The following is a 22,163-nucleotide window of genomic DNA, read 5'->3' on the forward strand; positions in this document are numbered from 1 at the left end:
GATCAACCGGAGCCGCTACGGTTGTCACCTCAGCCGCGCACGCATAAAGGCAGGGCCATGACATCGCTGGAAAAGACGGACCTCGTCACCACCAATGTCCGCTGGCGCTGGCCTGCGGTTCATCCCGAGGGGCGCAAGTTCGTCGTCATCGCCGGGGCCGTCACGGCGGTCTTTGCTTTCCTGGCCTGGGAAACGATCGCCTGGCCGCTCGCCGCCGTGACCGTCTGGGTCGCCGCTTTTTTCCGCGATCCGGTGCGCACGACGCCGAAGGGGGAGGGGCTGATCATCGCCCCCGCCGACGGGCTCGTGACGATGATCACCGAGGTGCCGCCGCCGCGCGAACTACAGGGCGAGGACGCGCTGGGCGCGGAGCCGGTCACGCGCGTCTCGATCTTCATGAGTGTGTTCGACGTTCACATCAACCGCACCCCCATTGCCGGCGAGATCAAGCGTGTCGTCTATATTTCCGGCAAGTTCCTCAACGCCGATCTCGACAAGGCGAGCGAGGAGAATGAGCGCCAGCACATCCTGGTCGAGGGCCATGGCGGCCTGCGCGTGGGCTTCACCCAGATTGCCGGCCTCGTCGCCCGCCGCATCGTGCCCTGGGTCAAGCCCGGCGATTTCGTCGGCACCGGCCAGCGCGTCGGCTTGATCCGCTTCGGCAGCCGCGTCGACGTCTACCTGCCCGCCGGCACGGCGCCGCAGGTGCTGCTCGGCCAGCGCACCATCGCCGGGGAGACGGTCGTCGCCCGCGCCGGCGCCGCCGACACGCTGGACGGTATCAGCCAATGACGCCGGCGTCACCGCGGCGGCCGAGGGGCATCCCGCTCCGCACGCTCGTCCCCAATGCGATCACCGCGCTCGCCCTCTGTTCGGGGCTGTTCGGGATCCGCTACGCCATCACCGGCGACTGGGAGCGGGCGGCCGGGGCGATCGTGCTGGCCGCCTTCCTCGACATGATGGACGGCCGGATCGCAAGACTGCTCAAGGGCCAGAGCCGCTTCGGCGCAGAGCTCGATTCGCTTTCCGACGTCACCGCCTTCGGCGTGGCCCCGGCGGTGATCCTCTATCTCTGGATGCTGAGCGTGCTCGGAATGCCTGAAGAGGTATATTGGGCCCGCTACGGCTGGCTGCTCGCGCTGGCCCACGCGGTGTGCGGCGCGCTGCGTCTCGCCCGGTTCAACGCCAATATCGACGTTCTCGACCAGCCCCACAAATCGGCAGGCTTCCTGACCGGGATCCCAGCGCCGGCCGGGGCAGGGCTCGCGCTGCTGCCGATCTTCCTCTGGCTCTGGACAGGGCTCGAAATCTTCCACGAACCGCTGCTGATCGCGCCGTGGGCTGCCTTGGCCGCCTTCCTGATGGTGTCGAACCTCGCCACTTTCTCATGGGGTTCGCTGAAGCTGCGCAGCCATGTCCGCTTCGGCGCGCTGGTGGTGATCGCCTTGATCGGGGGCGCGCTGCTGACCGCGCCCTGGATCACGCTCAGCATCGCCGCCCTGATTTATGCGGCTTTGATCCCGCTCAGCATCTCAAGCTATGGCAGGGTCAAACGGCAGCGCGCTGCTGCTGCACGCGCGTCACAACCGGCCGCGGACGCACCTGCGCCCTGACGCTGCGCACCCACGGACGAGCAACCCTGCGCGCCGGCATCTCGCCGCGGAGCGCGGCAACCATCTCGGCCCAATGATCCCTTACGGTCAGCAGGAGGATGGCAGCAGCCCCGGCGAGAGCGAGGAGGAAGAACAAAACGGAAGCGACTTGGCCCACAGCTTATCCCCTTATTTATCCACAGCCAAACGCAACCTTGGTTAACGAGTTCCCTATGCGTCTGGTTCTGCAGAATGTTCATGTTCTGTTCTGCTGTCAAGACTTGACCTGCTGAACCGCCGCCACTAAGTGCGCGCGCATTCCACATGCGGGGCCATCATACCGGTGGCTGAGCTTGCTCAGCTTCTCGGCCCCGCAGAGGTATAACCGGAAGGAGAAAACCTATGGCGTCCCCTGACGTCAGCATGCAGGCATTGCTTGAGGCCGGAGCGCATTTCGGCCACCAGACCCACCGCTGGAACCCCAAGATGAAGCCGTATATCTTCGGCGAGCGGAACGGGGTTCACATCATCGATCTGTCGCAGACCGTGCCGCTGTTCGCGCGCGCTCTCGACTTCGTGCGCCAGAGCGTCGCGAGCGGCGGCAAGGTGCTGTTCGTCGGCACCAAGCGTCAGGCCCAGGAGCCGATCGCCGAGGCCGCCCGCCGCGCGGGCCAGCATTTCGTCAACCACCGCTGGCTGGGCGGCATGCTCACCAACTGGAAGACGATCTCGAACTCGATCAAGCGCTTCAAGAGCCTTGAGGAGCAGCTGTCGGGCGACACTGCCGGCCTCACCAAGAAGGAAGTGCTGCAGCTCACTCGCGAGCGCGACAAGCTCGAGCTCTCGCTCGGCGGCATCCGCGACATGGGCGGCCTGCCGGACGTCATCTTCATCGTCGACGCCAACAAGGAAGAGCTGGCGATCAAGGAAGCCAATGTGCTCGGCATCCCGGTCGTCGCGATCCTCGATTCGAACGTCAGCCCGCAGGGCATCGCCTTCCCGGTTCCCGGCAATGACGACGCCAGCCGCGCGATCCGTCTTTATTGCGACGCGATCGCCGACGCCGCCACCGCCGGCCGCTCGGGCGGCCAGGCCGCTCGCGGTCAGGACATCGGCGCAATGGCCGAGCCGCCGGTCGAAGCCGCGCTCGCCGACGCTTGATGAAGCCTCCCCTCCCGCTTGCGGGAGGGGATCGAGGGGTGGGCCGGTCCAACCGCCCGCCCGTCTCCACCATTTCCACCCCAACCTCTCCCGCGAGCGGGAGGGGAGCTAAAGGACCAGATACATGGCTGAGATCACGGCCGCGACCGTCAAGGAACTGCGCGAGCGCACCGGCGCCGGCATGATGGACTGCAAGAAGGCGCTCGGCGAGACGAACGGCGACATGGAAGCGGCGATCGACTGGCTGCGCACCAAGGGCCTCGCGGCCGCCGCCAAGAAGGCCGGCCGCACTGCCGCCGAAGGCCTGGTCGGCGTCGCCGTCCGCGGCAATCGCGGCGCTGTGGTCGAGGTCAATTCCGAGACCGATTTCGTGGCCAAGAACGAGACCTTCCAGGAATTCGTTCGCACCGTCTCCGAACTGGCGCTCAGTGCCAGCGGCAACGTCGAAGGCCTGCTCGCCGCCAACTGGCCGGACGGCGGCAGCGTCCAGGAGAAGCTGACGTCGAACATCGCCACGATCGGCGAGAACCAGTCGCTCCGCCGCGCGGCTGTGCTTCAGGTTTCCGACGGCGTGGTCGTGCCTTACGTCCACAATGCCGCTGCTCCGGGGCTCGGCAAGATCGGCGTGCTGGTCGCGCTTGAATCCACCGGTGACAAGGGCGCGCTCGAGACGCTCGGCAAGCAGCTCGCGATGCATATCGCCGCCGCCAATCCCCAGGCGCTGACGGGCGAAGAGCTCGACCCGACGACGATCGAGCGCGAGCGCGCGATCGCGACGGAGAAGGCGAATGAAAGCGGCAAGCCGGCGGATATCGTCGCCCGCATGGTCGACGGCGCCATCGCCAAGTTCCGCAAGGAGAATGCGCTGATGAGCCAGCTCTTCGTCATGGACAACAAGACGAAGATCGAGGACGTGGTCGCGGCCGAAGGCAAGAAGATCGGCGCGCCGGTTTCGCTCAACGCCTATGTCCGCTTCCAGCTCGGCGAAGGCATCGAGCGGCAGACCAGCGATTTCGCGGCCGAAGTCGCCGCGGCTGCCGGCACTTCGGCTCCGGCCAAGGCGCCCGAGCCGGCCAACACGTAACGATTATGTTCCTTCCGTGCAGACGGAGGGGAGCTATTGGCAGGGTGGCGCGGCCTAACTAAGGTGCGCCACCCTTTGCTTTCTCAGCCTTCGATCGGAACCGCTTTTTCATGCAGCGTCCGCGCTTCAACCGCATCCTCCTGAAGCTCTCGGGCGAGGTCCTGATGGGCGAGGGGCATGCGATCGATCCCGCCGTGACCACCCGTGTCGCCCGCGAGATCGCCGACGTGAAGGCGAACGGCTACGAGATCTGCGTCGTCGTCGGCGGCGGCAACATCTTCCGCGGGCTCGCGGCGGCAGCGAAGGGGTTCGAGCGCGCCACCGCCGACTATATGGGCATGCTCGCGACGGTGATGAACGCGCTCGCCCTCCAGAATGCGCTCGAGCAGATCGGCGTCGACACCCGCGTCCAGTCGGCCATTCCAATGGCCTCCGTCTGCGAGCCCTACATTCGCCGCCGCGCCCAGCGCCACCTGGAGAAGGGGCGAATCGTGATCTTCGCCGCCGGCGTCGGCAGCCCCTTCTTCACCACCGACAGCGGCGCTGCGTTGCGGGCTGCGGAGATGAAATGCGACGCGCTCTTCAAGGGCACGTCCGTGGACGGCATCTACAATGCCGATCCGAAGAAAGTCTCCGACGCGACCCGTTTCGAGACAGTGACTTACGATCGCGTGCTCGCCGACAACCTCAAGGTGATGGACGCCAGCGCGGTTGCCTTGTGCCGCGACAACGACATTCCGATCGTCGTGTTCAACATCCGAGAGCAGGGCAATTTGGCTCGGGTGCTCAGCGGAGAGGGCACCGCCACGATCGTGCAGACCGGGGAGTGAGCCATGCCAGCCTATAGCAAATCCGATCTCCAGCGCCGCATGCACGGTGCCGTCGAGGCGTTGAAGCACGACCTTGGCGGCCTGCGCACCGGTCGGGCGTCCGTCTCCTTGCTCGAGCCGGTCCATGTCGAGGTCTATGGCGCCAACATGCCGCTCAATCAGGTCGCCACCATCTCCGCTCCGGAGCCGCGCATGCTGTCGGTGCAGGTCTGGGACCGCTCGAACGTCGGACCGGTCGAGAAGGCGATCCGCTCTGCCGGTCTCGGCCTCAATCCGATCTCCGAAGGACAGACCTTGCGCCTGCCGATCCCGGACCTGACCGAGGAGCGCCGCAAGGAGCTTGCCAAGCTCGCCAGCCAATATGCTGAAAAGGCGAAGATCGCAGTCCGCAACGTCCGTCGCGACGGCATGGATTCGCTGAAAGCCGACGAGAAGAAGCACGAGATCAGCGAGGACGAGCGCAAGCGGCTCGAGACCGAGGTCCAGAAGCTGACCGACGAGACGATCAGCGAGATCGATGCGACCGCCGACGCCAAGGAAAAGGAAATCCTGCAAAGGTGAGCATCGTCCCGGCCACCTCGGCGCGGCCGGAGAGCGGAGGCGCGTCCGTGCCCCGCCACGTCGCTATCATCATGGACGGCAACGGCCGCTGGGCGAAGGCGAGGGGGCTGCCTCGCGCCGCGGGGCACAAAGCGGGCGCCGAGTCCGCGCGCAAGGTGCTCCGTGCCGCCGGCGAGGCGGGTGTCGAGTGCCTGACGCTCTATGCCTTTTCGTCCGAGAATTGGCGGCGGCCCGAAAGCGAGATCAACGATCTCATGGGGCTGCTCCGCTTCTACATCGGCTCCGAGCTCAACGCGCTCCACAAGGAGGGCGTGCGCCTCAAGATCCTCGGCGATCATACTGCCTTCAAGCCCGACATTGCCAAACTGGTCGACGATGCCGTGGCCAAAACCGCGGGCAACACGCGCATGACGCTCGCGGTGGCGCTCAACTATGGTGCCCGCACCGAGCTGGTGCTCGCCGCCCGCAAGCTCGCCGCCCAGGCGAAAGCGGGTGCGATTGTGCCGGCCGACATAGACGAAGCGATGATCGAGGGTGCGCTCGACACGAGCGACCTGCCGCCGCTCGACCTCCTCATCCGCACCTCGGGCGAGTGCCGACTGTCCAACTTCCTGCTCTGGCAGTCCGCGTATGCCGAGCTCCTGTTCGTGCCGACGCTCTGGCCCGATTTCGACGGCGAGTGCCTGCGCGCTGCGCTTACGGAGTTCGCGGCGCGCGATCGCCGCTACGGAGGCCTATGAGCGGCGACGCCGAGGATCCGATCCCGCAGTCCGACCTGCCGACCCGCTTCGTCATGGGCGTCGTCATGGTCGCCGTCGCCTGCATCGCCATCTATGTCGGCGGTTGGCTGTTCCGCCTGCTGGTGCTCGCGGGCGCCGCCGTGATGCTTGTCGAATGGGCCGACATGCACCGTGTCCGCCGCATCTGGGCCTATCTCGGAGCGATTATGTTGGCGGCGCTCCTGATGGTCGTGGCGGAGATGCTTTTTCCCGCCGCCCTGCAGGACGAATATATCGCCGCCGCCAGCTTCGCGCCTGCCTGGCGGGGCTTTGCCGTCGCGGTGGGGCTGGCGTTGCTGCTGGGGCTGGCCACGCGGCGCGTGACTATGGCCGGCGGCTTCCTCTACGTCGCCATTCCGGCCTTCGCCTTGGTCGTGCTCAGCTGGGCCTGGTTCGCGATCCTGTTCTGGGTGATGGTGGTTACGTGGGCGACGGACATCTTCGCCTATTTCGCCGGCCGCTCCATCGGTGGCCCCAAGCTCGCGCCGCGGATCAGTCCGAACAAGACCTGGGCGGGCCTTGCCGGCGGCGTCGTCGGCGCCGAGATCATGGGCGCGCTGGTCGCCTACGCCTTCGACCTCGGCACGCCTTTCCTGGAACTGGGCGGCCTGATGGGCATCATAGCGCAGGGTGGCGACCTCTATGAGAGCTGGCTGAAGCGCCGCGCGGGGGTGAAGGACAGCGGCACATTGCTTCCGGGCCATGGCGGCGCGCTCGACCGGCTGGACGGCCTGCTGCCGGTGGCGGTGGTCACGCTCGGCCTGCTGATGGCGGGGCTGTGGACCGGGTGAGCCCGCGCACCGTGACCATCCTCGGCGCGACCGGCTCCGTCGGCCGTTCGACGCTCGATCTCATCGAGCGCAATGCTGACCGATATGAAGTGCTTGCACTGACTGCCTTACAAGATGTCGCAGGTCTTGCGGAGGCTGCGAAGAACGTCGGGGCCAGGCGCGCCGTGATCGGCGACGAGAGCCTCTACGGACCGCTCAAGGAACGCCTTAACGGCAGCGGCATCGAAGCTGCGGCAGGCGAGGAGGCGATCACCGAGGCGGCCTCGTCGGGCGCGGACTGGACGATGGCGGCGATCGTCGGCTGCGCGGGTCTCAAGCCAGTCATGGCCGCGCTCGAGAAGGGCGCGACGGTGGCGCTCGCCAACAAGGAAGCGCTCGTCTCCGCCGGCGACCTGATGGTCGAAGCGGCGCGGGAGAGCGGCGCGCGCCTCTTGCCCGTGGATTCGGAGCACAACGCGATCTTCCAATGCTTCGATCGCGCGCAGCCCGGGTCGGTGCGCCGCATCATCCTGACCGCCAGTGGCGGACCGTTCCGCCGCACCCCGCGCGAAGAGATGCGCGCCGTCACGCCCAGTCAGGCCGTGGCTCACCCGAACTGGTCGATGGGTGCCAAGATCTCGGTCGATTGCGCCACGCTGATGAACAAGGGGCTGGAACTGATCGAGGCCTACCACCTTTTCCCGCTCGATGCCGACCGCTTCGACGTGGTCGTTCACCCGCAGTCGGTGATCCATTCGATGGTCGAATATGTCGACGGGTCTGTACTGGCGCAGCTCGGCTCGCCCGACATGCGCATCCCGATCGCCTACACGCTCGCTTATCCCGAGCGGATGGAGACGCCCTGCGAGCGGCTCGACCTGGTCAGGATCGGCAGCCTCGACTTCGAGAAACCGGACCTCGAGCGCTTCCCCGCACTGGCGCTTGCGATGGATGTGCTGAGGGAAGGGGGCGCCAAGCCCGCTATCCTCAATGCCGCAAACGAAGTGGCCGTCGCTTCGTTTCTGGACAGCGGCATTGCATTCCTGGATGTCGCTTCGGTCGCTCGCGAGACCCTGGACTGCTACGATCCGCCGGCGCCCGCGTCCTTGGACGAGGTTCTTGAAGTGGATCGCCGGGCACGCGACATTGCTCATCAAGTCATTGGAAAGATGCTGAATTGAACAATCCCGGCCTGCTCATGACCCTGCTCAGCTTCCTGCTCGTCATCGGGCCGCTGATCTTCGTGCACGAGCTCGGCCACTATTTCGCTGGCCGCTGGTTCGGCGTGAAGGCGGACGCCTTCTCGATCGGCTTCGGGCGCGAGATTGCCGGCTGGACCGATAAGCACGGCACCCGCTGGAAGATCGGCTGGCTCCCCCTTGGCGGCTACGTCAAGTTTGCCGGCGACATGAACCCGGCGAGCACGCCGTCTCAGGAATGGCTGTCGCTGCCCGCGGAGGAGCGCAACAAGACCTTCCAGTCCAAGCCGGTCTGGCAGCGCTTCATCATCGTCGCCGCGGGGCCGCTGGTGAACTTCCTGTTCGCGATCGTCATCTACATCGGCGTCTTCGCAAGCTACGGCGAGCCGCGCACGCCGCCGGTCGTTTCCGCCGTGGTTGAAGGCTCCGCCGCCGACCGCGCGGGACTGCTCCCTGGCGATCGCATCATCGAGATCAACGGCCAGAGCATCACCCGGTTCGAGGATGTCGCCGCCTTCGTCCGCATCCGTCCCGAGGAGCGGCTCAGCTTGGATATCGAGCGTGCCGGCCGTACCCTGACGCTTCCGGCCGTTCCCGACGCGCAGGTGGTGCGCGACAATTTCGGCAATGAAGCGAAGATGGGCATGCTCGGCATCGCGCCCGCCGGCCGGGTGATCGTGCCGCTGCAGCCGCATCAACTGGTCGGCGCCGCAGTTCGGCAGACGGCGGACACCGTCCAGATGATGGTCGTGACGCTCGGCCAGGTGGTCACCGGCCAGCGGTCGGTCAAGGAGATGGGCGGTCCGCTCAAGATCGCTCAGTATTCGGGGCAGCAGGCAAGCCTCGGCTGGCTCGATTTCCTGTGGTTCATGAGCATAATCTCGATTAATTTGGGGTTCATCAACTTGTTGCCAATCCCGTTGCTCGACGGTGGTCATCTTCTCTTCTACCTGATCGAAGGAGTGAGGCGTAAGCCGCTGAAACCGGAGGCGCAGGAATGGGCGTTCAGGACCGGGCTAGCGGCCCTTCTCGCGCTCATGATCTTCGTGACGTTGAACGACCTGGCGTCTTTTGGGGTGTGGCAGGCGCTTGGCGGGTTGATCGGCTGACGATCATCAGGCAGGGCAGCGGGCTGACAGGGTAAACAGGCCGCAATTGTGGAAGCGGCCGAAGAGTTTAGAGGCGGGGACGCGTGACAGCGAACAAGGTGTATTCCGGCAGCCGCCGGCTGTGCTCGACTTATCTGATCGGCGCCCTCCTCGCGGGGGTATCGACCTCCGCTCTGGCCCAGCAGACCGCGGCGCCGGCCCCGACCGCGCCGGAAGCGGCTCCTCCGGCGGCCGCGGTGCAGCCGACCCAGGTCATTCGCTCGATTACCGTGACCGGCAATCAGCGCCTCGAGCCCGAGACGGTCATCTCCTACATGCCGCTCCGCGTCGGCGAGCCCTATACGGCCGAACGGCTCGACCAGGCGCTGCGCGACCTCTACGCGACCGAATTGTTCGCAGACGTCGTGATCAGCGGGGCCGACACTGGCAACATCAACGTCCAGGTGCGCGAGAACCCGGTCATCAACCGCATCGTCCTCGAGGGCAACAAGCGTCTCAAGGAAGACAAGATCCGGCCGGAGATCCGGCTCGCGCCGCGCCAGATCTTCACTCGTTCCAAGGTCCGAGCCGACGTCGCCCGGATCATCGAACTCTACCGCCGCCAAGGCCGCTTCGCCGCCAACGTCGAGCCCAAGATCATCCAGCTCGACCAGAACCGCGTCGATCTCGTCTTCGAGATCCAGGAGGGTCCGAAGTCCCGCGTCCAGCAGATCAACATCATCGGCAACGAGAAGTTCTCGGACAGCGAACTGCGCGGCGAGATGGCGACTAAGCAGGCGCGCATCACCAGCTTCTTCTCGGGCAACACCAGCTACGATCCCGACCGGCTCGCCTTCGACCAGCAGAAGCTCCGGCAATTCTACCTGATCAACGGCTATGCCGATTTCCGCGTCGTCTCCGCGGTCGCCGAGCTGACGCCTGATCGCCGCGACTTCATCATCACCTACGTCGTCGAGGAAGGCGAGCGCTACAAGTTCGGCGACGTGAAGGTCGAGAGCGATATCCGCGACTTCAAGCCCGTGGACCTCTCCAGGAACCTGCCGATGAAGGCCGGCGACTGGTATAACGCCAAGCTGGTCGAGGACACCGTCACCTCGCTGACCGAGACGGCCGGCCTGTTCGGCTACGCCTTTGCCGACGTGAACCCGCGCATCAACCGCGACAAGGAGTCGCAGACGATGGGGGTCACGTTCAACATCGAGAACGCGCCACGCCAATATATCGAGCGGGTCGACATCAACGGCAACACCGTCACCCAGGACAAGGTGATCCGCCGTGAGTTCCGTCTGGCCGAGGGCGATCCTTTCAACAGCCTGGCCGTGAAGCGGTCGCAGGACCGCATCCAGTCGCTCGGCTTCTTCCAGGAGAATCTGGAGGTCGAGCAGACCCAGGGCTCCGCGCCTGACCGCGTCGTGCTCGGTCTCGACGTTGAGGAGAAGTCGACTGGCGAACTCCAGCTTTCAGCCGGCTTCTCATCGCTCGAGCGGTTCCTGGTGAATCTGTCGATCCGCCAGCGCAACTTCATGGGCAAGGGCCAGGAGCTGCGCGCCGGCGTCAATTATTCCACCTATTCGAAGTCGGTCGAGCTGGGCTTCACTGAGCCCTATCTGTTCGACCGCAACATCGCGGTCGGCTTCGACGTCTACCGCCGCGATTATTCGAGCTTCAACTTCATCAACAACAGCCGCAACACGACCTACGAGCAGGTGACCACCGGCGGGCAGCTGCGCGCGGGCCTTACCATCACCGAATATGTCGCCCTGGCGCTGCGCTACGGCCTCAACCTCGACGAAATCTCGCTCGATCGCGACACCTTCTTCTCGGATCCGGACGGCCCCGGTCCGGCGCCGCTCCAGTGCGATCCGCTGCTCGCGGGCCGGTTCCTGTGCGACGCGCTTGGCGAGCGGACGACCTCCTCCGTCGGCTATTCTTTGGTGTACAACACGCTCAACAACAGCATCCGCCCGAGCTCCGGCAACCGCGTCGTCTTCAGCCAGGACTTCGCCGGCCTCGGCGGCAGCGTCCGCTATCTGAGGTCGAAGCTCAACGCCTCCAAATACTGGTCGCTGGGCAGCGGCTTCATCTTCTCGACCAGCGTCGAGGGCGGCTACATCCACAGCTTCGAGGATTCGCCGGGCCCCGGCATCGATCCGGTCCGGCTGACCGACCGGTTCTTCCTCGGCGAGCCGCAGATCCGCGGCTTCGACATCCGCGGCATCGGCCCGCGCGTACAGCGCATCCGGCTCGACGCGGAAGGCAATCCGATCCTGGAGCGCCGGCAGATTGTCGACGATGCCCTTGGCGGCCGCGCTTATTATCTCGGCCGCGCCGAAATCGAGATCCCGCTCGGCACCGGCGCCCGCGAGCTGGGCCTGAGGCCGTCGGTCTTCCTCGATGTCGGTGCCCTGTTCGGCGTCAAGCAGCCGCTGCCGACGGCGGTCTTCCCCGACGCCAATGGCGACGGCAAGCTGGAGCCGCTGGTGCGCCCGATCCTCGATGCCGCGGGTCTGCGTCAGTGCTTCACGCCGCCACCCACCGGCTCGACCAACCCCGGCACGACGACGACTATTCCTAATGATGCCGCAGGCTGCCCGACCGGCTCGAACCTCGTCGCCAACAGCATCGACCCGTTCCTGGAGCGGTTCGTCGGCAACACGGCGAAGCCGCGCGTCTCGATCGGCTTCGGCGTCAACTGGAATTCACCCTTCGGCCCGTTCCGAATCGACGTCGCCAAGGCGCTCATCAAGGCCGAGGGTGACGACACCAAACTGATCACATTCAACGTAGGAACCGCATTCTGATGACCAAGCTCTTCTTCAGCGTTGCGCTTGCCGCGCTCGCCACCGCCATTCCCGCCGCCGCTCCGGCCCAGCGCCTCAGCCCCGCCGTCGTCGCGGTAGTCGACATCGGCCGCGTCTCCACCGAATGCACCGCCTGCCGCGCCGCAGCGACCCAGCTCCAGACGCAGGTCCAGCAGCTCCAGCAGCGCGCCCAGCAGCTCCAGCAACCGCTCCAGACGGAAGGTCAGTCGCTGCAGACGGCGCTTCAGGCGCTCAACGGCAAGCAGCCGGACGCGGCGCTTCAGGCACGCATCACCGCCTTCCAGACCCGCGAAAACAGCGCCAACCAGGAGCTGCAGCAGGCGCAGCAGCGGCTCCAGTCCACCCAGGCGAACGTCAACCGCCAAATCAGCGAGCGGCTCCGCCCGATCATGAACACCGTGCTCCAGCAGCGCGGCGCGACCATTATCGTGGACAAGGGCAGCACGCTCGCCTCGGCTCCGACCATCGACGTCACCAACGACGTGCTGGCGCAGCTCAACCAGCAGCTGCCGAGCGTCACCGTCGCGCCGCTGCCGCAGCAGCCGCAACAGCAGCAGCCGACCGGCCGCTAATGTCGGACGCAGGCTCCGCCGCCATGGGTCCGCTCGACATTCGCGCGGTCATGGCGGCGCTGCCGCACCGCTACCCGATGCTCCTCGTCGACCGCGTCGAGGAGATCGTGCCCGACAGGTCGATCACGGCCATCAAGGCGGTGACGATCAATGAGTCCTTCTTCCAGGGCCATTTTCCGGGACGGCCGATCATGCCCGGCGTGCTGATCGTCGAGGCGCTGGCGCAGGCCGCCGGCGTGCTTGCGGTCCAGTCGCTCGGCCTCGCCGGCTCCGGCAAGCTCGTCTATTTCATGGCGATCGACGGGGCGAAGTTCAGGACGCCAGTCGAACCAGGCGTCCTGCTTCGGCTCCAAGTCGAGTTCGTTCAGAAGCGCGCCAGCGTCTGCAAGTTCGCCGGCCGGGCGCTGATCGGCGATAAGCTCGCGGCGGAAGCGAATTTCACCGCGATGATCGCGGATCCACCCTCGGCCTAGGCCACCGGCCGCCAGCGGCCATCCCCCCGCTCGATCCCGAACACCGACGGTATAACCGGACCATCCAATACGGCATCCGGTTGCCCGTCAGCCGCAATCCTGCCGCCGGCCATCACGATCAGCCGGTCGGCAAAGCCGCGCGCCAGCTCCAGATCGTGCACCGCCATCAGCACGGCTTGAGCATTGGCTCTCGCCTCGGTGCGGAGCAGCTCCATCAGCCTCAACTGCCAAAGCGGGTCCAGATTGGAGGCAGGCTCGTCGAGCAGCAGCAGACGCGGCCGGGCGGCGAGCGCGCGGGCGATCAGCACTCGGCTCCGCTCTCCAGTCGAAATGCGATCCACCCGTCGGCCGGCCATGTCTTGTAGGGCGAAGATGCGGAGCAGTTCTTCGACGCGCGGCGTATCCGTCTCAGCCAAGCCGAGCGTGATCAAGTCGGAGACGCTGAGCGGCCAAGCGACATCGCGAGAGGCGGGCAGGTAGGAATAGAGCTGCTGCCTCAGACGGGGAGGGAGAGCGTGGGGATCGGTGCCCTCGATCCGCACTCTTCCCCCCGGCGAACCAATGCCGGCAATCGCATGGAGCAGGCTCGTCTTGCCGCTGCCGTTGGGGCCAACGAGGCAAGTGAGCGTGCCGGCATCGAGCTCAAGCCGTGTCTCCTCGAGCCGGCCTCGAAGACTGAGGCCGCTCGCCTGGAGGAGCGGCGTCATCGCGCGAGCTTCCAGCGCATGTGGGCGACCAGCCAGAGGAAGAACGGCGCGCCCAGCAACGCCGTCACCACGCCGATCGGCAGCGTCCGCCCGAGCGGCGCCGTCCGCACCACAAGATCGGCGGCGAGCAGCAGGATCGCGCCAATCAGTGCCGCCGGAAGCACGGCGCGGCCCGGATGCCCGCCGGTCAAGCGACGGGCGAAGATCGGCGCGACCAGGCCGATGAAGCCGATCGCGCCGCAGATCGCGACGCAGGCGCCGACGCCGACCGCGGTCAGGCAGACGATCGTCCGGCGCAGCATCGTGACGTCATGGCCGAGCGACTGTGCCACCTCCTCGCCGAGCGTCAGGCTGTCGAGCGGCGCCCTCAGGCGCAGCAGCAGCGCGATGGTGAGAAAGGCGGGCAGGGCAGCAAAGCCCGCCTGGGCGAGGCTGCGGTCTACCAACGATCCCATCAGCCAGTCGTAGGCATCGTAGAAGGCGAAGGGAGAGGGGGCGAGCGCGAGCGCAAGCGTCGTGAGGGCCCCGGCCATGGCGCTGATCGCAAGGCCGGACAGCAGCAATGTCGCCGTCTCCGCCCGCGGACCGGCCAGCGCGAGCAGCAGGAGCAGCGCGCCCAAGGCTCCGGCGATCGAGCCGATGGACAGCGCGATCGGCGCCGCGAAGCCAAACAGGTAGGCAGTGACGACCGCTCCCAGCGCGGCGCCGCTGGTCGTGCCGGTGAGATCCGGTGAGGCGAGCGGGTTGGCGAACAGCCCCTGGATCGCCGCGCCCGACGCGCCGAGCATCGCTCCGTAAGTCAGCGCCAGCACGGCGCGCGGCAGCCGCAACTCGGCCAGCACGGCGAAGCCGAGGCCGCGATCCTGCTCGAACAAGGTTCCCAGCGCCGACCAAGGCACCAGCAGCGAGAGTATGAAGACGGCCGCGAGGCCGCTCGCCAGAATAAGAGTGGCGCGGGCGCTCATCGCAGCACCTTCCGGAGCCGCATCACTTCGCCGATCATCAGCGGCCCCATGCATGTCCAGCGCCGACCGTCCGTGGCGATGGTTCGGGACCTGCGGGTGCCTTTCGCCAGCGGGTGCGCCAGCCAGCGCTGCTCGCCCGAATATTGACCGCTGCGATAGTCGCTCCTGAGCAGCACCTCGGGCGGCGCGACGAGCAATTGCTCGAGCGATACCCGATCGCCCTGCAGTGCCCGCTGTCGAAAACCCGCCAGCATCATCCACTCGGCCGCGAGACCGGAGGCGCCCACACTCCGCCCGCCACCCCCCAGCCAGATCGTTTCGCGCATGCCGGAGGGCCGGCTCCGTTTCAGCTGCGCGATTGCTGCCAGCAGCTTCGTCGCCTGCGCTTGGCGTCCGAGCGCCACTCCCACCAGGGCAATGCTCCGCTCGATGTCGTGAACGGTCTGCGGGAATGGAAGGTCGAGCATGCGGATGCCGAGCCGCTCCGCGATCCGCATCCGGTCGCGCGCGCCGCCGCCCATGCTCAGCACCAGGTCCGGCCGCAGCCCTGCGACCGACAGCAGGCTGCCATCGTTCTTCCGGTGCCTCCGCCCGAGGCGCCAGAGCGGCGTCTCGGCCGAGCTCTGGGCAAGATGCGTCACCGACGCAATCTGGCGCGGCTCGCCCAGCATCAGCAGCAATTCGTCCGTGCACAGGTTGAGGGAGGCTAGGCGGCTCGGCGCAGCCTCCGCTCTTCCGAGCAGCAGCAGGCTAAGGATCGAGGCGAAGACGAAGGCCCGCATAGGCCGTCCTTCCGGGCGTGTTGTAGCCGACAACGTCCTGATAATCGGCGGCGAAGGCGTTCTCGACCCGCACGAACGCTTCGAGCGCATTCGAGAGGCGATAGGCAAAGCGCGCGGAAGCGAGGACATAGTCGTCCAGCGTCACACGCGGCGCGGGAAAGAGGTCGAAGTCGCGGTCCTTGCGACTGCCGAGATAGGCGACCGAGGCGCCGAGGGTGGCGGGGCCGGGGCTCCAATGGCCGTAGAGGCTGCCGCTATGCTTCGGCCGCCGCACCTCGCGCAGCGCATCCGCCCCATCCGCTTCCAGTTCGCGCGTGTCGAAGTAGCTGTAGCTGCCGCCGATGCTCAGGCTGGCGGTGGCTCGCCATTCGCCGGACAGCTCGACGCCGCGACGGCGGCTTTTGCCGGCGACGTTCACGACCGTGTAATTGGGAAAGATGCTGAAGTCCTCGACGATCTCGTCCCTGAGATCGTTGGAAAAGGCCACCGCCTCCAGCGAGGCTCTCCGGCCGGTCCAGCGGATGCCCGCTTCGAGCCCACGCGACCGCTCCGGTCTGAGGTCGGGATTGCCGATGAAGTTCGAGCCCGGGCCAAAGCCGAACAGATCGACGAAGGTGGGTTGCGCGATTCCCTCGCCATAGCCGGCGAGCAGCGCCACTTCGGGCGTGAGGTTGAGCACCGCATTGACGCGGGCCGTGGTCTCGTCCTCGAACCGGCTGAAATCGTCGTGCCGCACGGCCACGTCCGTGACCAGCAGATCACCCCACCGGGCCCGCCACTCTCCCACGTAGGCGTTGCGGCCGCGCGTGAGGTCGCGATCCGATGCGCCTCCGAACTGGTGGTCGCGCGTGCCAAAATCCTCGTCCTCCCGCTCAGCTGCGACTATCAGCTCGTGCCGCCCGCCGCCGGCGGAGAAGCGATGCGCCGCCTGAAGTCCGAACCGGCTCCGGCGGCCATAGCTGTCATTGGTGCGCGTCCCCTGGTCGCGGTTGCGATTATTGCTGTCGAGATATTGCCCGTCCAGCTTCAGCGCCCAGGGAGAGGCGGCGTCCTGGCCGTAGCCGAGCCATCCCCGCGCGGCGTAGGTCTCCGTTTCGGACGCCTCCGCCGTGTCGGCGCGCTGGAAAAGTGCATCGGTGCCGTCGAACTCGAAGTCGTGTCGCACGTAACGTCCGACCAGCCCGAGCTCCCAGGCTTCGGCGGGGCGAACGATGCCTTTCATGCTGGCGGTCAGGTTCTCGAAGCCGTCGCGATCGCCGCTGCCGCCGCCCAGGATGTCGATGCCGTCGCTGCGGGCAAGGGATGCGGTGGCGGAAATGCCGGCCTGCGTGCCTCCCCATGCGAAGGCACCGGAGACGCGGCCGAAATCGTGGCTGCCATATTCCGCCGCAGCCGTCCCTCGCATCTCGCCGAGCGGATCGGGGGTGCTGACCGCCACCACCCCGCCGAGGGCCTCGGAGCCCCACAGAGCGGACTGCGGGCCCCGAATGAGCTCGATCCGGCCCAGCCCCTCCGCCGTCAGCGTCTCGAAGCGCGGCTCGTTACCCGCGGCGAGATCGTTGAACGCGATGCCGTCGATGAACAGCAAAGTGTGGTTCGCCTCCGCTCCACGGATGCGGAGCTGCGTCAGCGCGCCCTGCGCGCCGGAGACGGACACCGATACGCCCGGCGCCAGGCGGAGCAGGTCGGCCGCGAACACCGGCGACAGCGCCTCGATCTGCGCCGCGTCGAACGTGGTGACCGATGCCGGCGCCTCGTCAACCGGCACCGGGGCGAGAGAGGCGGTGACGACGATCTCGTCGTCACCCGTCTGCTCGGCCGGAAGATGCGGCTGCTGGGCCGCGGCTGCTATAAGAATAAGCGTATTCATATTTGCCTCCAATGACGACACACGCTGTCGTCACGGAGGAACCGCGTGGGGCAGGGGCCTCGCGCGGTGCCACGCATCGCAGGCTGGTCCCGGCCGGATGCGGACGACGGCGAAAGGCAGGTCTCCTGACTTTGCGGGTCGCTGGCCGATCCCTTCCTTAAGAAGAGGGGCCTCGCCGCTTACAGTTGCGGGCACAGCGCCGGAATCTCACCGGCTTCCCATTTTCACCCCGAAGGGCACCTTCGCTGCTCCCGCTGCTATTGCGGTGCAGCATGGGTTGTCAATCCGGCGCCCGGACTGTAGATCGCGCGCTCCCATTGAGGCTGGTCGGAACCAGCCAAATTTCAGGACATCGACGATGAAGAGCAACCTCCACCCCGACTATCACATGATCAAGGTGCAGATGACCGACGGCACCGTGTTCGAGACCCGCTCCACCTGGGGCAAGGAAGGCGACACGCTGCAGCTCGACATCGATCCGACCGCGCACCCTGCCTGGACCGGCGGCACCGGCAAGATGCTGGACAGCGGCGGTCAGGTTGCGCGCTTCAACAAGCGCTTCGGCGGCCTTACCCTCGGCAAGAAGTAAGCGGCTGGCGCTTGGTCCCGATCGTCGAGACCGAGCGGCTCCGCCTCCGCGAATTCCGCGAGAGCGATCTCGACCGCTGGGCGGCCGTCATGGCCGAACCGGCGACGGTGCGCTATGTCGGCAACCAGCCGCTCGCGCGTGAGGAGACCTGGCGCCGCCTGCTGATATCGGGCGGGCTCTGGCCGATGTACGGCTACGGCTATTGGGCCGCCGAGCGGAAAGGGGACGGTCTGCTCGTCGGCCATGTCGGCCTCGCCGACTTCAAACGCGAGCTGACCCCCTCGATCGAAGGGATACCGGAAGCCGGCTGGATCTTCGCACCCGACGCTCATGGGCAGGGCTATGCCTCCGAAGCGCTCGCAGCCGTGCTCGCCTGGGCCGACGACAATCTCAGCGCATCGGAGATCACCGCGATCATCGACCCGGCAAACGCGCCGTCGATCCGCCTCGCGCAGCGCTGTGGCTTCAGCAAATGCGAGGAGGCCGTCTACAAGGGCGAGCCGATCCTGCTTTTCCGCCGCCCGGCTCGCTTACCAGCCGGAACCGCCACCGCCGCCGCCACCGCCTCCTGACGAACCCCCTCCCGAGGAACCGCTGCTGCTCGAGCTGCTCGACGGCGCGGTCGAGGCCGAGCCGACCGAGTTGGCCAGGGAAGACCCGACATCGCTGACGAACCGGTCGGTGTTGCGCCAAGGATCGCCGCTGCCGGAATACCAGCTCATCGTGCTCGCCGTCTCCGCCACCGCCGCCGCAGCGAGCACGGCGGTGAAGCGCGCGGCCCAGGCATTCTCGACATCGAGCGCGATTGCATAGGGCAGGTAACGCTCGAACAATTGCGGGGTCTTCTCCGGCGGATGCATCGTCTCCAGCCGCTCCTCCTCGGTCGTCGCGAGATATTTGCGGAAGCCGGCGATCCGATCCATCAGCGTGCGTCCTTCCGGGGTTGGCGCCGCCATCCACCAGAAGGCCGACAGGGCCAAGGGCAATGCCAGAAGCGGCGCGACGATGGGCAGGAAACCGCCATTCTCGGAGGCGATGCCGAACACCGCCATCAGCAGGAAAAAGCCGGTGCCCCCCATGGCGACGCCAGCGGCGGCCCCCGCGACATGGCGGAACTTCTTTCCGCTCCAGAAGCGTCTGACCAGATAGGCGGCGGCCGCGGCTAGTAGCGGCACGACAAGTGCGATCCACAAGCCCGTGCCGCGCGCGTAGAGCTCCGGATCGGTCAGCAGGGTGACGACCGCCACGAGCCATACGGCGAGCAGCATCAGCACAAGTCCGCCCCACGCCCACTCGCTATTCTTCACGAACTTCGCGCCGTGATCCGCCTTGAGCCTGTTCTCCAGCGAGCTCTTCGCGCTCTGGAAAATGGAGTGATATTTGTCGTCCATCACCAGGCTGCTGCGGCCGGAAAGGAGGTTGGTCATCACCACCCATTCGCTGCGGGGCAGCTCCTTGTCCGTGCCCGTCTTCTGAATGGTCCAATCGCCTCGGCCGAACAGCTTCTTCTTGCCCTCGACGAGGCGGATGCGACCCTTGACGCCAAGGCTGATGATCGCGGCGGAGAGGGTGCGGTTATCGAATGAGCCCTGGCGGGCGATGTAGCGCGCCTCGGCAGGACTGAGATCGTCGGGCGGCGAGAAGAGCGGCACGATGGTCCCGGCACGAGGCCCGCGTCCCGCCCTGCGCCACGCGTGAAAATAATAAGCTGCGATCCCCAGCAAGGCGAGGATTGCGGCGCCGATCGGGCCTTTCCGCTGCAGCCACAAGCTCGCGGCGGAGCGTGGCGGCGGGGCTGACACGAGGCCCTTCGGAAATGCGGCGGCGACGGTCAGGCCTTCATAGGCATCCAGCGGCTCGGTGGTGCGGAAGCTGATCTCGCCCGGCGCCTCGTAGGAGACCTCGGCGTTGCGCTCGGTTGCGCCTTCGAAGCCCGTGTAGAAGGCGCGGTTTCCGAACGGGCCGGGGGAGGGGAGGCGGATCCGCGCTTCGACCACGTCGATCGGAAAGGTCCAGCCGTTGCCGGTGGCGTTCCAGTAGAGTTCGTCGAAATCGCGGAAGTGTCGCAGCTGCTTGGTGGTGCGGTAGCGGATCCGATATTCATGCTCGCCAGGGTCCAGCAGCACGTCCGCGTCGCCGATGCGGACGCGCTCGCCGTTGTCGATGCTCTCGGTGTCCCAGGGCTCGGGCTTGCCGTTGCGCTGGACGTCGATCACCTCGAAGCCGGTACGAACGACGCGCCCGTCCCGTTGCTGCCGGGTCGGAAAGTCGCGGAGGATGCCGCGCTTGATGTCGTTACCTTCGGCGCGGAGGCGGATCGTCTCGGTGACGAGCAGATCGCCGTTCATCTGCACGTCGACCTCGCTGACGAATGAGAGGATGCGTTCATCGGCGCGTGCGGCGGCGGGGAAAAGGATCAGGAGCGCCGCCGCCCAGGCGAGCAGCGCTCCTCTTATGGCGCTCACGCCCTGGCGCCGAAGCGGACGACCGGCGCCGTCTGGATCGACCTGTCCTCGTCCGTGTAGAAGGGTTCCTCGGAGAAGCCCATCGGCCTGGCGAGCAGGACGTCCGGGAAGCTCTGGATGCGCGTGTTGAGGTCGCGCACCGTCGCATTGTAGTAGCGCCGCGCGCCCTGAAGCTCTTCCTCGATGTCGGAGAGCTCGTCCTGGAGCTGGCGGAAATTATCGTCGGCCTTGAGGTCGGGATACGCTTCGGCGACGGCCATCAGCCGGCCGAGCATCGCGCTGAACGCGGTGTCCGCCTCAGCCGTCGCCGCTACGCCACGCGCCTTCATCGGATCGGTGCGATGCGCCGTCACCTCGGTCAGCACCTCGCGCTCGTGCGTGGCATAGCCTTCGACCGTGCTGACCAGATTCGGCACCACGTCGGCGCGGCGGCGGAGCTGGACGGTGATGCCGCTCCAACTCTCCTTCACCAGCGCGCGCAGCCGCACCAGCCGGTTGTAAATGGCGATCCCCCAGATCGCGACCACTGCCAGGACCGCGACCGCGATCCATCCCTCCAGACCCATGTCTCCCTCCCCTCGAGAGGAGCGGAGCATAGGTCCCATTCTCGTCCTGGGCTAGCTGCCGAGCAGCTCGGCACGATCCTGGTCGAGGGTAGGGCTGCGCCGCTCCGCCACCTGCCGCCTGCCGTCGATGACGATCGGCGAGGCGAGGCCGGGGAGGGGGCCCTCAAGCGCCATGCCCCGGCTGACGACCTGCGGATCGGCGAAGACCGCATCGACGGAGTTGATCGGTCCGGCCGGAATGCCGCCGGCTTCGAGTGCTTCGGAGAATTCGATCCGGGAGCGCTTCAGCATCGCCGCCTGGAGCAGAGGGATAAGCTCGGCCCGGTTCACCACCCGCGCCGGATTGGTGCGGAAGCGCTCGTCCCGCGGGAGTTCGGCAAGGCCCAGGATGTCGCAGAGCCTGGCGAACTGCCGGTCGTTGCCGACCGCGACGATCACTTCGCCATCTGCGACCTTGAAAGCCTGATAGGGGACGAGATTGGCGTGGCCGTTGCCCATGCGGTGCGGCACCTTGCCCGACATCATCCAGTTCAGCGCCTGATTGCCGAGCACCGCCACCTGAGTGTCGAGCAAGGCCATGTCGATATGCGCGCCGCGGCCCGTCCGGTCCCGCTCCCGCAATGCCGCCAGGATGGCGACCGTGGAGTAGAGGCCGGTGAAGAGATCCGCATAGGCGACGCCGGATTTCTGCGGCGCGCCGTCGGGTTCTCCGGTCAGCGACATGGCGCCGCCCATGCCCTGGATGATGAAGTCGTAGCCGGCGCGGGCGGCATAGGGGCCGGTCTGGCCAAAGCCGGTGATCGAGCAATAGACGAGGCCAGGATTCAGCGCCGACAGGCTGGCATGATCGAGGCCGTATTTGGCGAGGCCGCCGACCTTGAAGTTCTCGATCAGCACGTCGGCATTTGCCGCAAGCGCACGTACCTGCTCCTGCCCCGAGGAGGTGTCGAGGTCGATGGCGACCGACTTCTTGCCGCGGTTGCAGGCGTGGAAATAAGCCGCGGTGCCATCCTCGGCGAAAGGCGGCCCCCAGTGCCGCGTATCGTCTCCTTCGCCCGGGCGCTCGACCTTGATCACCTCGGCACCGAGATCGGCGAGCAACTGCCCCGCCCACGGCCCTGCCAGGATGCGGGCGAGCTCCACCACCTTCAGGCCGGCGAGCGGCCTGTCCATCAGAAGGCTGCGATCCCCGTGATGGCCCGCCCCAGGATGAGGCCATGCACGTCGTGCGTGCCTTCATAGGTGTTGACGGTCTCGAGGTTGGCGG

At 66.7% G+C, this 22,163-nt stretch carries 22 protein-coding genes and 1 riboswitch; of the genes, 15 read left to right on the forward strand and 7 right to left on the reverse strand.

Features of this window, described 5'->3' with window-relative positions; all coding sequences use genetic code 11:
• The first annotated feature begins 57 nt into the window (after positions 1-57).
• The 13 genes from AC5JBD_RS15600 (at position 58) to fabZ (ending at position 12,952) form a co-directional block, all read left to right on the forward strand.
• Entirely contained in the window at positions 58-792 is a 735-nt protein-coding gene (locus AC5JBD_RS15600) for a phosphatidylserine decarboxylase (RefSeq protein ID WP_495722726.1), read from the forward strand.
• Positions 789-1,613 (forward strand): CDP-alcohol phosphatidyltransferase family protein, encoded by an 825-nt coding sequence (locus AC5JBD_RS15605; protein WP_495722727.1) that lies wholly within the window; start codon positions 789-791, stop codon positions 1,611-1,613. The genes AC5JBD_RS15600 and AC5JBD_RS15605 overlap by 4 nt, the downstream gene beginning before the upstream one ends.
• Positions 1,614-1,994: 381 nt before the next feature.
• Positions 1,995-2,753: a 30S ribosomal protein S2 gene (rpsB, locus tag AC5JBD_RS15610; protein WP_495722728.1), complete on the forward strand. Its 759-nt coding sequence runs from the start codon at positions 1,995-1,997 to the stop codon at positions 2,751-2,753.
• 124 nt (positions 2,754-2,877) lie between these two features.
• Entirely contained in the window at positions 2,878-3,837 is a 960-nt protein-coding gene (tsf, locus tag AC5JBD_RS15615; protein WP_495722729.1) for a translation elongation factor Ts, read from the forward strand.
• A 110-nt stretch (positions 3,838-3,947) separates the two neighbouring features.
• The gene (gene pyrH, locus AC5JBD_RS15620; protein WP_495722730.1) at positions 3,948-4,667 is read left to right on the forward strand and encodes a UMP kinase; all 720 of its coding nucleotides are present in this window, start codon (positions 3,948-3,950) and stop codon (positions 4,665-4,667) included.
• Positions 4,668-4,670: 3 nt separating this feature from the next.
• Complete coding sequence (frr, locus tag AC5JBD_RS15625; protein WP_495722731.1) at positions 4,671-5,228, forward strand: ribosome recycling factor; 558 nt, start codon at positions 4,671-4,673, stop codon at positions 5,226-5,228.
• Positions 5,225-5,968 (forward strand): isoprenyl transferase, encoded by a 744-nt coding sequence (locus AC5JBD_RS15630; RefSeq protein WP_495722732.1) that lies wholly within the window; start codon positions 5,225-5,227, stop codon positions 5,966-5,968. Before frr ends, AC5JBD_RS15630 begins: the two co-directional genes overlap by 4 nt.
• On the forward strand, positions 5,965-6,798 hold the full coding sequence (locus AC5JBD_RS15635) for a phosphatidate cytidylyltransferase (protein ID WP_495722733.1): 834 nt from the start codon (positions 5,965-5,967) through the stop codon (positions 6,796-6,798). Before AC5JBD_RS15630 ends, AC5JBD_RS15635 begins: the two co-directional genes overlap by 4 nt.
• Complete coding sequence (locus tag AC5JBD_RS15640) at positions 6,795-7,958, forward strand: 1-deoxy-D-xylulose-5-phosphate reductoisomerase (RefSeq protein WP_495722734.1); 1,164 nt, start codon at positions 6,795-6,797, stop codon at positions 7,956-7,958. The genes AC5JBD_RS15635 and AC5JBD_RS15640 overlap by 4 nt, the downstream gene beginning before the upstream one ends.
• Positions 7,959-7,975: 17 nt before the next feature.
• A complete protein-coding gene (gene rseP / locus AC5JBD_RS15645; RefSeq protein ID WP_495722735.1) occupies positions 7,976-9,085 on the forward strand; it encodes an RIP metalloprotease RseP in 1,110 nt (369 codons plus the stop codon).
• A gap of 83 nt (positions 9,086-9,168) precedes the next feature.
• On the forward strand, positions 9,169-11,886 hold the full coding sequence (bamA, locus tag AC5JBD_RS15650) for an outer membrane protein assembly factor BamA (protein ID WP_495722736.1): 2,718 nt from the start codon (positions 9,169-9,171) through the stop codon (positions 11,884-11,886).
• Positions 11,886-12,479: an OmpH/Skp family outer membrane protein gene (locus tag AC5JBD_RS15655; RefSeq protein ID WP_495722737.1), complete on the forward strand. Its 594-nt coding sequence runs from the start codon at positions 11,886-11,888 to the stop codon at positions 12,477-12,479. Before bamA ends, AC5JBD_RS15655 begins: the two co-directional genes overlap by 1 nt.
• Complete coding sequence (gene fabZ, locus AC5JBD_RS15660) at positions 12,479-12,952, forward strand: 3-hydroxyacyl-ACP dehydratase FabZ (protein WP_495722738.1); 474 nt, start codon at positions 12,479-12,481, stop codon at positions 12,950-12,952. Before AC5JBD_RS15655 ends, fabZ begins: the two co-directional genes overlap by 1 nt.
• Here fabZ and AC5JBD_RS15665 read toward each other — a convergent pair.
• From AC5JBD_RS15665 to AC5JBD_RS15680, 4 genes are read right to left on the reverse strand one after another with little or no spacing between them, the layout of a single operon-like run.
• A complete protein-coding gene (locus AC5JBD_RS15665; RefSeq protein ID WP_495722739.1) occupies positions 12,949-13,659 on the reverse strand; it encodes an ABC transporter ATP-binding protein in 711 nt (236 codons plus the stop codon). The genes fabZ and AC5JBD_RS15665 overlap by 4 nt on opposite strands.
• Positions 13,656-14,624, reverse strand: coding sequence for a FecCD family ABC transporter permease (locus AC5JBD_RS15670; RefSeq protein WP_495722740.1), 969 nt, complete (start codon positions 14,622-14,624; stop codon positions 13,656-13,658). The genes AC5JBD_RS15665 and AC5JBD_RS15670 overlap by 4 nt, the downstream gene beginning before the upstream one ends.
• Entirely contained in the window at positions 14,621-15,406 is a 786-nt protein-coding gene (locus AC5JBD_RS15675; protein ID WP_495722741.1) for an ABC transporter substrate-binding protein, read from the reverse strand. The genes AC5JBD_RS15670 and AC5JBD_RS15675 overlap by 4 nt, the downstream gene beginning before the upstream one ends.
• Positions 15,375-17,276 (reverse strand): TonB-dependent receptor plug domain-containing protein, encoded by a 1,902-nt coding sequence (locus tag AC5JBD_RS15680; RefSeq protein ID WP_495722742.1) that lies wholly within the window; start codon positions 17,274-17,276, stop codon positions 15,375-15,377. Before AC5JBD_RS15680 ends, AC5JBD_RS15675 begins: the two co-directional genes overlap by 32 nt.
• Before the next feature lie 98 nt (positions 17,277-17,374).
• Positions 17,375-17,535: riboswitch (cobalamin riboswitch) on the reverse strand.
• A gap of 99 nt (positions 17,536-17,634) precedes the next feature.
• On the opposite strand from AC5JBD_RS15680, the gene rpmE reads away from it, so the two are divergent.
• Positions 17,635-17,865 carry a 50S ribosomal protein L31 gene (gene rpmE / locus AC5JBD_RS15685; RefSeq protein WP_495722743.1) on the forward strand — a complete coding sequence of 77 codons (231 nt, stop codon included), beginning with the start codon at positions 17,635-17,637 and terminating at the stop codon, positions 17,863-17,865.
• 11 nt (positions 17,866-17,876) lie between these two features.
• The gene (locus AC5JBD_RS15690; RefSeq protein ID WP_495722744.1) at positions 17,877-18,437 is read left to right on the forward strand and encodes a GNAT family N-acetyltransferase; all 561 of its coding nucleotides are present in this window, start codon (positions 17,877-17,879) and stop codon (positions 18,435-18,437) included.
• Here AC5JBD_RS15690 and AC5JBD_RS15695 read toward each other — a convergent pair.
• The 3 genes from AC5JBD_RS15695 to AC5JBD_RS15705 are packed head-to-tail and all read right to left on the reverse strand — an operon-like array spanning position 18,396 to position 22,069.
• Positions 18,396-20,330 (reverse strand): DUF2207 domain-containing protein, encoded by a 1,935-nt coding sequence (locus AC5JBD_RS15695; protein WP_495722745.1) that lies wholly within the window; start codon positions 20,328-20,330, stop codon positions 18,396-18,398. The two genes, AC5JBD_RS15690 and AC5JBD_RS15695, sit on opposite strands and share 42 nt — an antisense overlap.
• A complete protein-coding gene (locus AC5JBD_RS15700; protein ID WP_495722746.1) occupies positions 20,327-20,896 on the reverse strand; it encodes a LemA family protein in 570 nt (189 codons plus the stop codon). The genes AC5JBD_RS15695 and AC5JBD_RS15700 overlap by 4 nt, the downstream gene beginning before the upstream one ends.
• A 51-nt stretch (positions 20,897-20,947) precedes the next feature.
• Positions 20,948-22,069 (reverse strand): CaiB/BaiF CoA transferase family protein, encoded by a 1,122-nt coding sequence (locus tag AC5JBD_RS15705; RefSeq protein WP_495722747.1) that lies wholly within the window; start codon positions 22,067-22,069, stop codon positions 20,948-20,950.
• Between the last annotated feature and the right edge of the window lie 94 nt (positions 22,070-22,163).

Source organism: Allosphingosinicella sp. (genome assembly GCF_059502505.1).

Bases quoted from the DNA above. Each gene is read 5' to 3' on its own strand.
- AC5JBD_RS15600 (WP_495722726.1), top strand. From the start codon at position 58: ATGACATCGCTGGAAAAGACGGACCTCGTCACCACCAATGTCCGCTGG.
- AC5JBD_RS15605 (WP_495722727.1), top strand. From the start codon at position 789: ATGACGCCGGCGTCACCGCGGCGGCCGAGGGGCATCCCGCTCCGCACG.
- rpsB (WP_495722728.1), top strand. From the start codon at position 1,995: ATGGCGTCCCCTGACGTCAGCATGCAGGCATTGCTTGAGGCCGGAGCG.
- tsf (WP_495722729.1), top strand. From the start codon at position 2,878: ATGGCTGAGATCACGGCCGCGACCGTCAAGGAACTGCGCGAGCGCACC.
- pyrH (WP_495722730.1), top strand. From the start codon at position 3,948: ATGCAGCGTCCGCGCTTCAACCGCATCCTCCTGAAGCTCTCGGGCGAG.
- frr (WP_495722731.1), top strand. From the start codon at position 4,671: ATGCCAGCCTATAGCAAATCCGATCTCCAGCGCCGCATGCACGGTGCC.
- AC5JBD_RS15635 (WP_495722733.1), top strand. From the start codon at position 5,965: ATGAGCGGCGACGCCGAGGATCCGATCCCGCAGTCCGACCTGCCGACC.
- rseP (WP_495722735.1), top strand. From the start codon at position 7,976: ATGACCCTGCTCAGCTTCCTGCTCGTCATCGGGCCGCTGATCTTCGTG.
- AC5JBD_RS15655 (WP_495722737.1), top strand. From the start codon at position 11,886: ATGACCAAGCTCTTCTTCAGCGTTGCGCTTGCCGCGCTCGCCACCGCC.
- fabZ (WP_495722738.1), top strand. From the start codon at position 12,479: ATGTCGGACGCAGGCTCCGCCGCCATGGGTCCGCTCGACATTCGCGCG.
- AC5JBD_RS15665 (WP_495722739.1), bottom strand. From the start codon at position 13,659: ATGACGCCGCTCCTCCAGGCGAGCGGCCTCAGTCTTCGAGGCCGGCTC.
- AC5JBD_RS15670 (WP_495722740.1), bottom strand. From the start codon at position 14,624: ATGAGCGCCCGCGCCACTCTTATTCTGGCGAGCGGCCTCGCGGCCGTC.
- AC5JBD_RS15675 (WP_495722741.1), bottom strand. From the start codon at position 15,406: ATGCGGGCCTTCGTCTTCGCCTCGATCCTTAGCCTGCTGCTGCTCGGA.
- AC5JBD_RS15680 (WP_495722742.1), bottom strand. From the start codon at position 17,276: ATGAATACGCTTATTCTTATAGCAGCCGCGGCCCAGCAGCCGCATCTT.
- rpmE (WP_495722743.1), top strand. From the start codon at position 17,635: ATGAAGAGCAACCTCCACCCCGACTATCACATGATCAAGGTGCAGATG.
- AC5JBD_RS15700 (WP_495722746.1), bottom strand. From the start codon at position 20,896: ATGGGTCTGGAGGGATGGATCGCGGTCGCGGTCCTGGCAGTGGTCGCG.
- AC5JBD_RS15705 (WP_495722747.1), bottom strand. From the start codon at position 22,069: ATGGACAGGCCGCTCGCCGGCCTGAAGGTGGTGGAGCTCGCCCGCATC.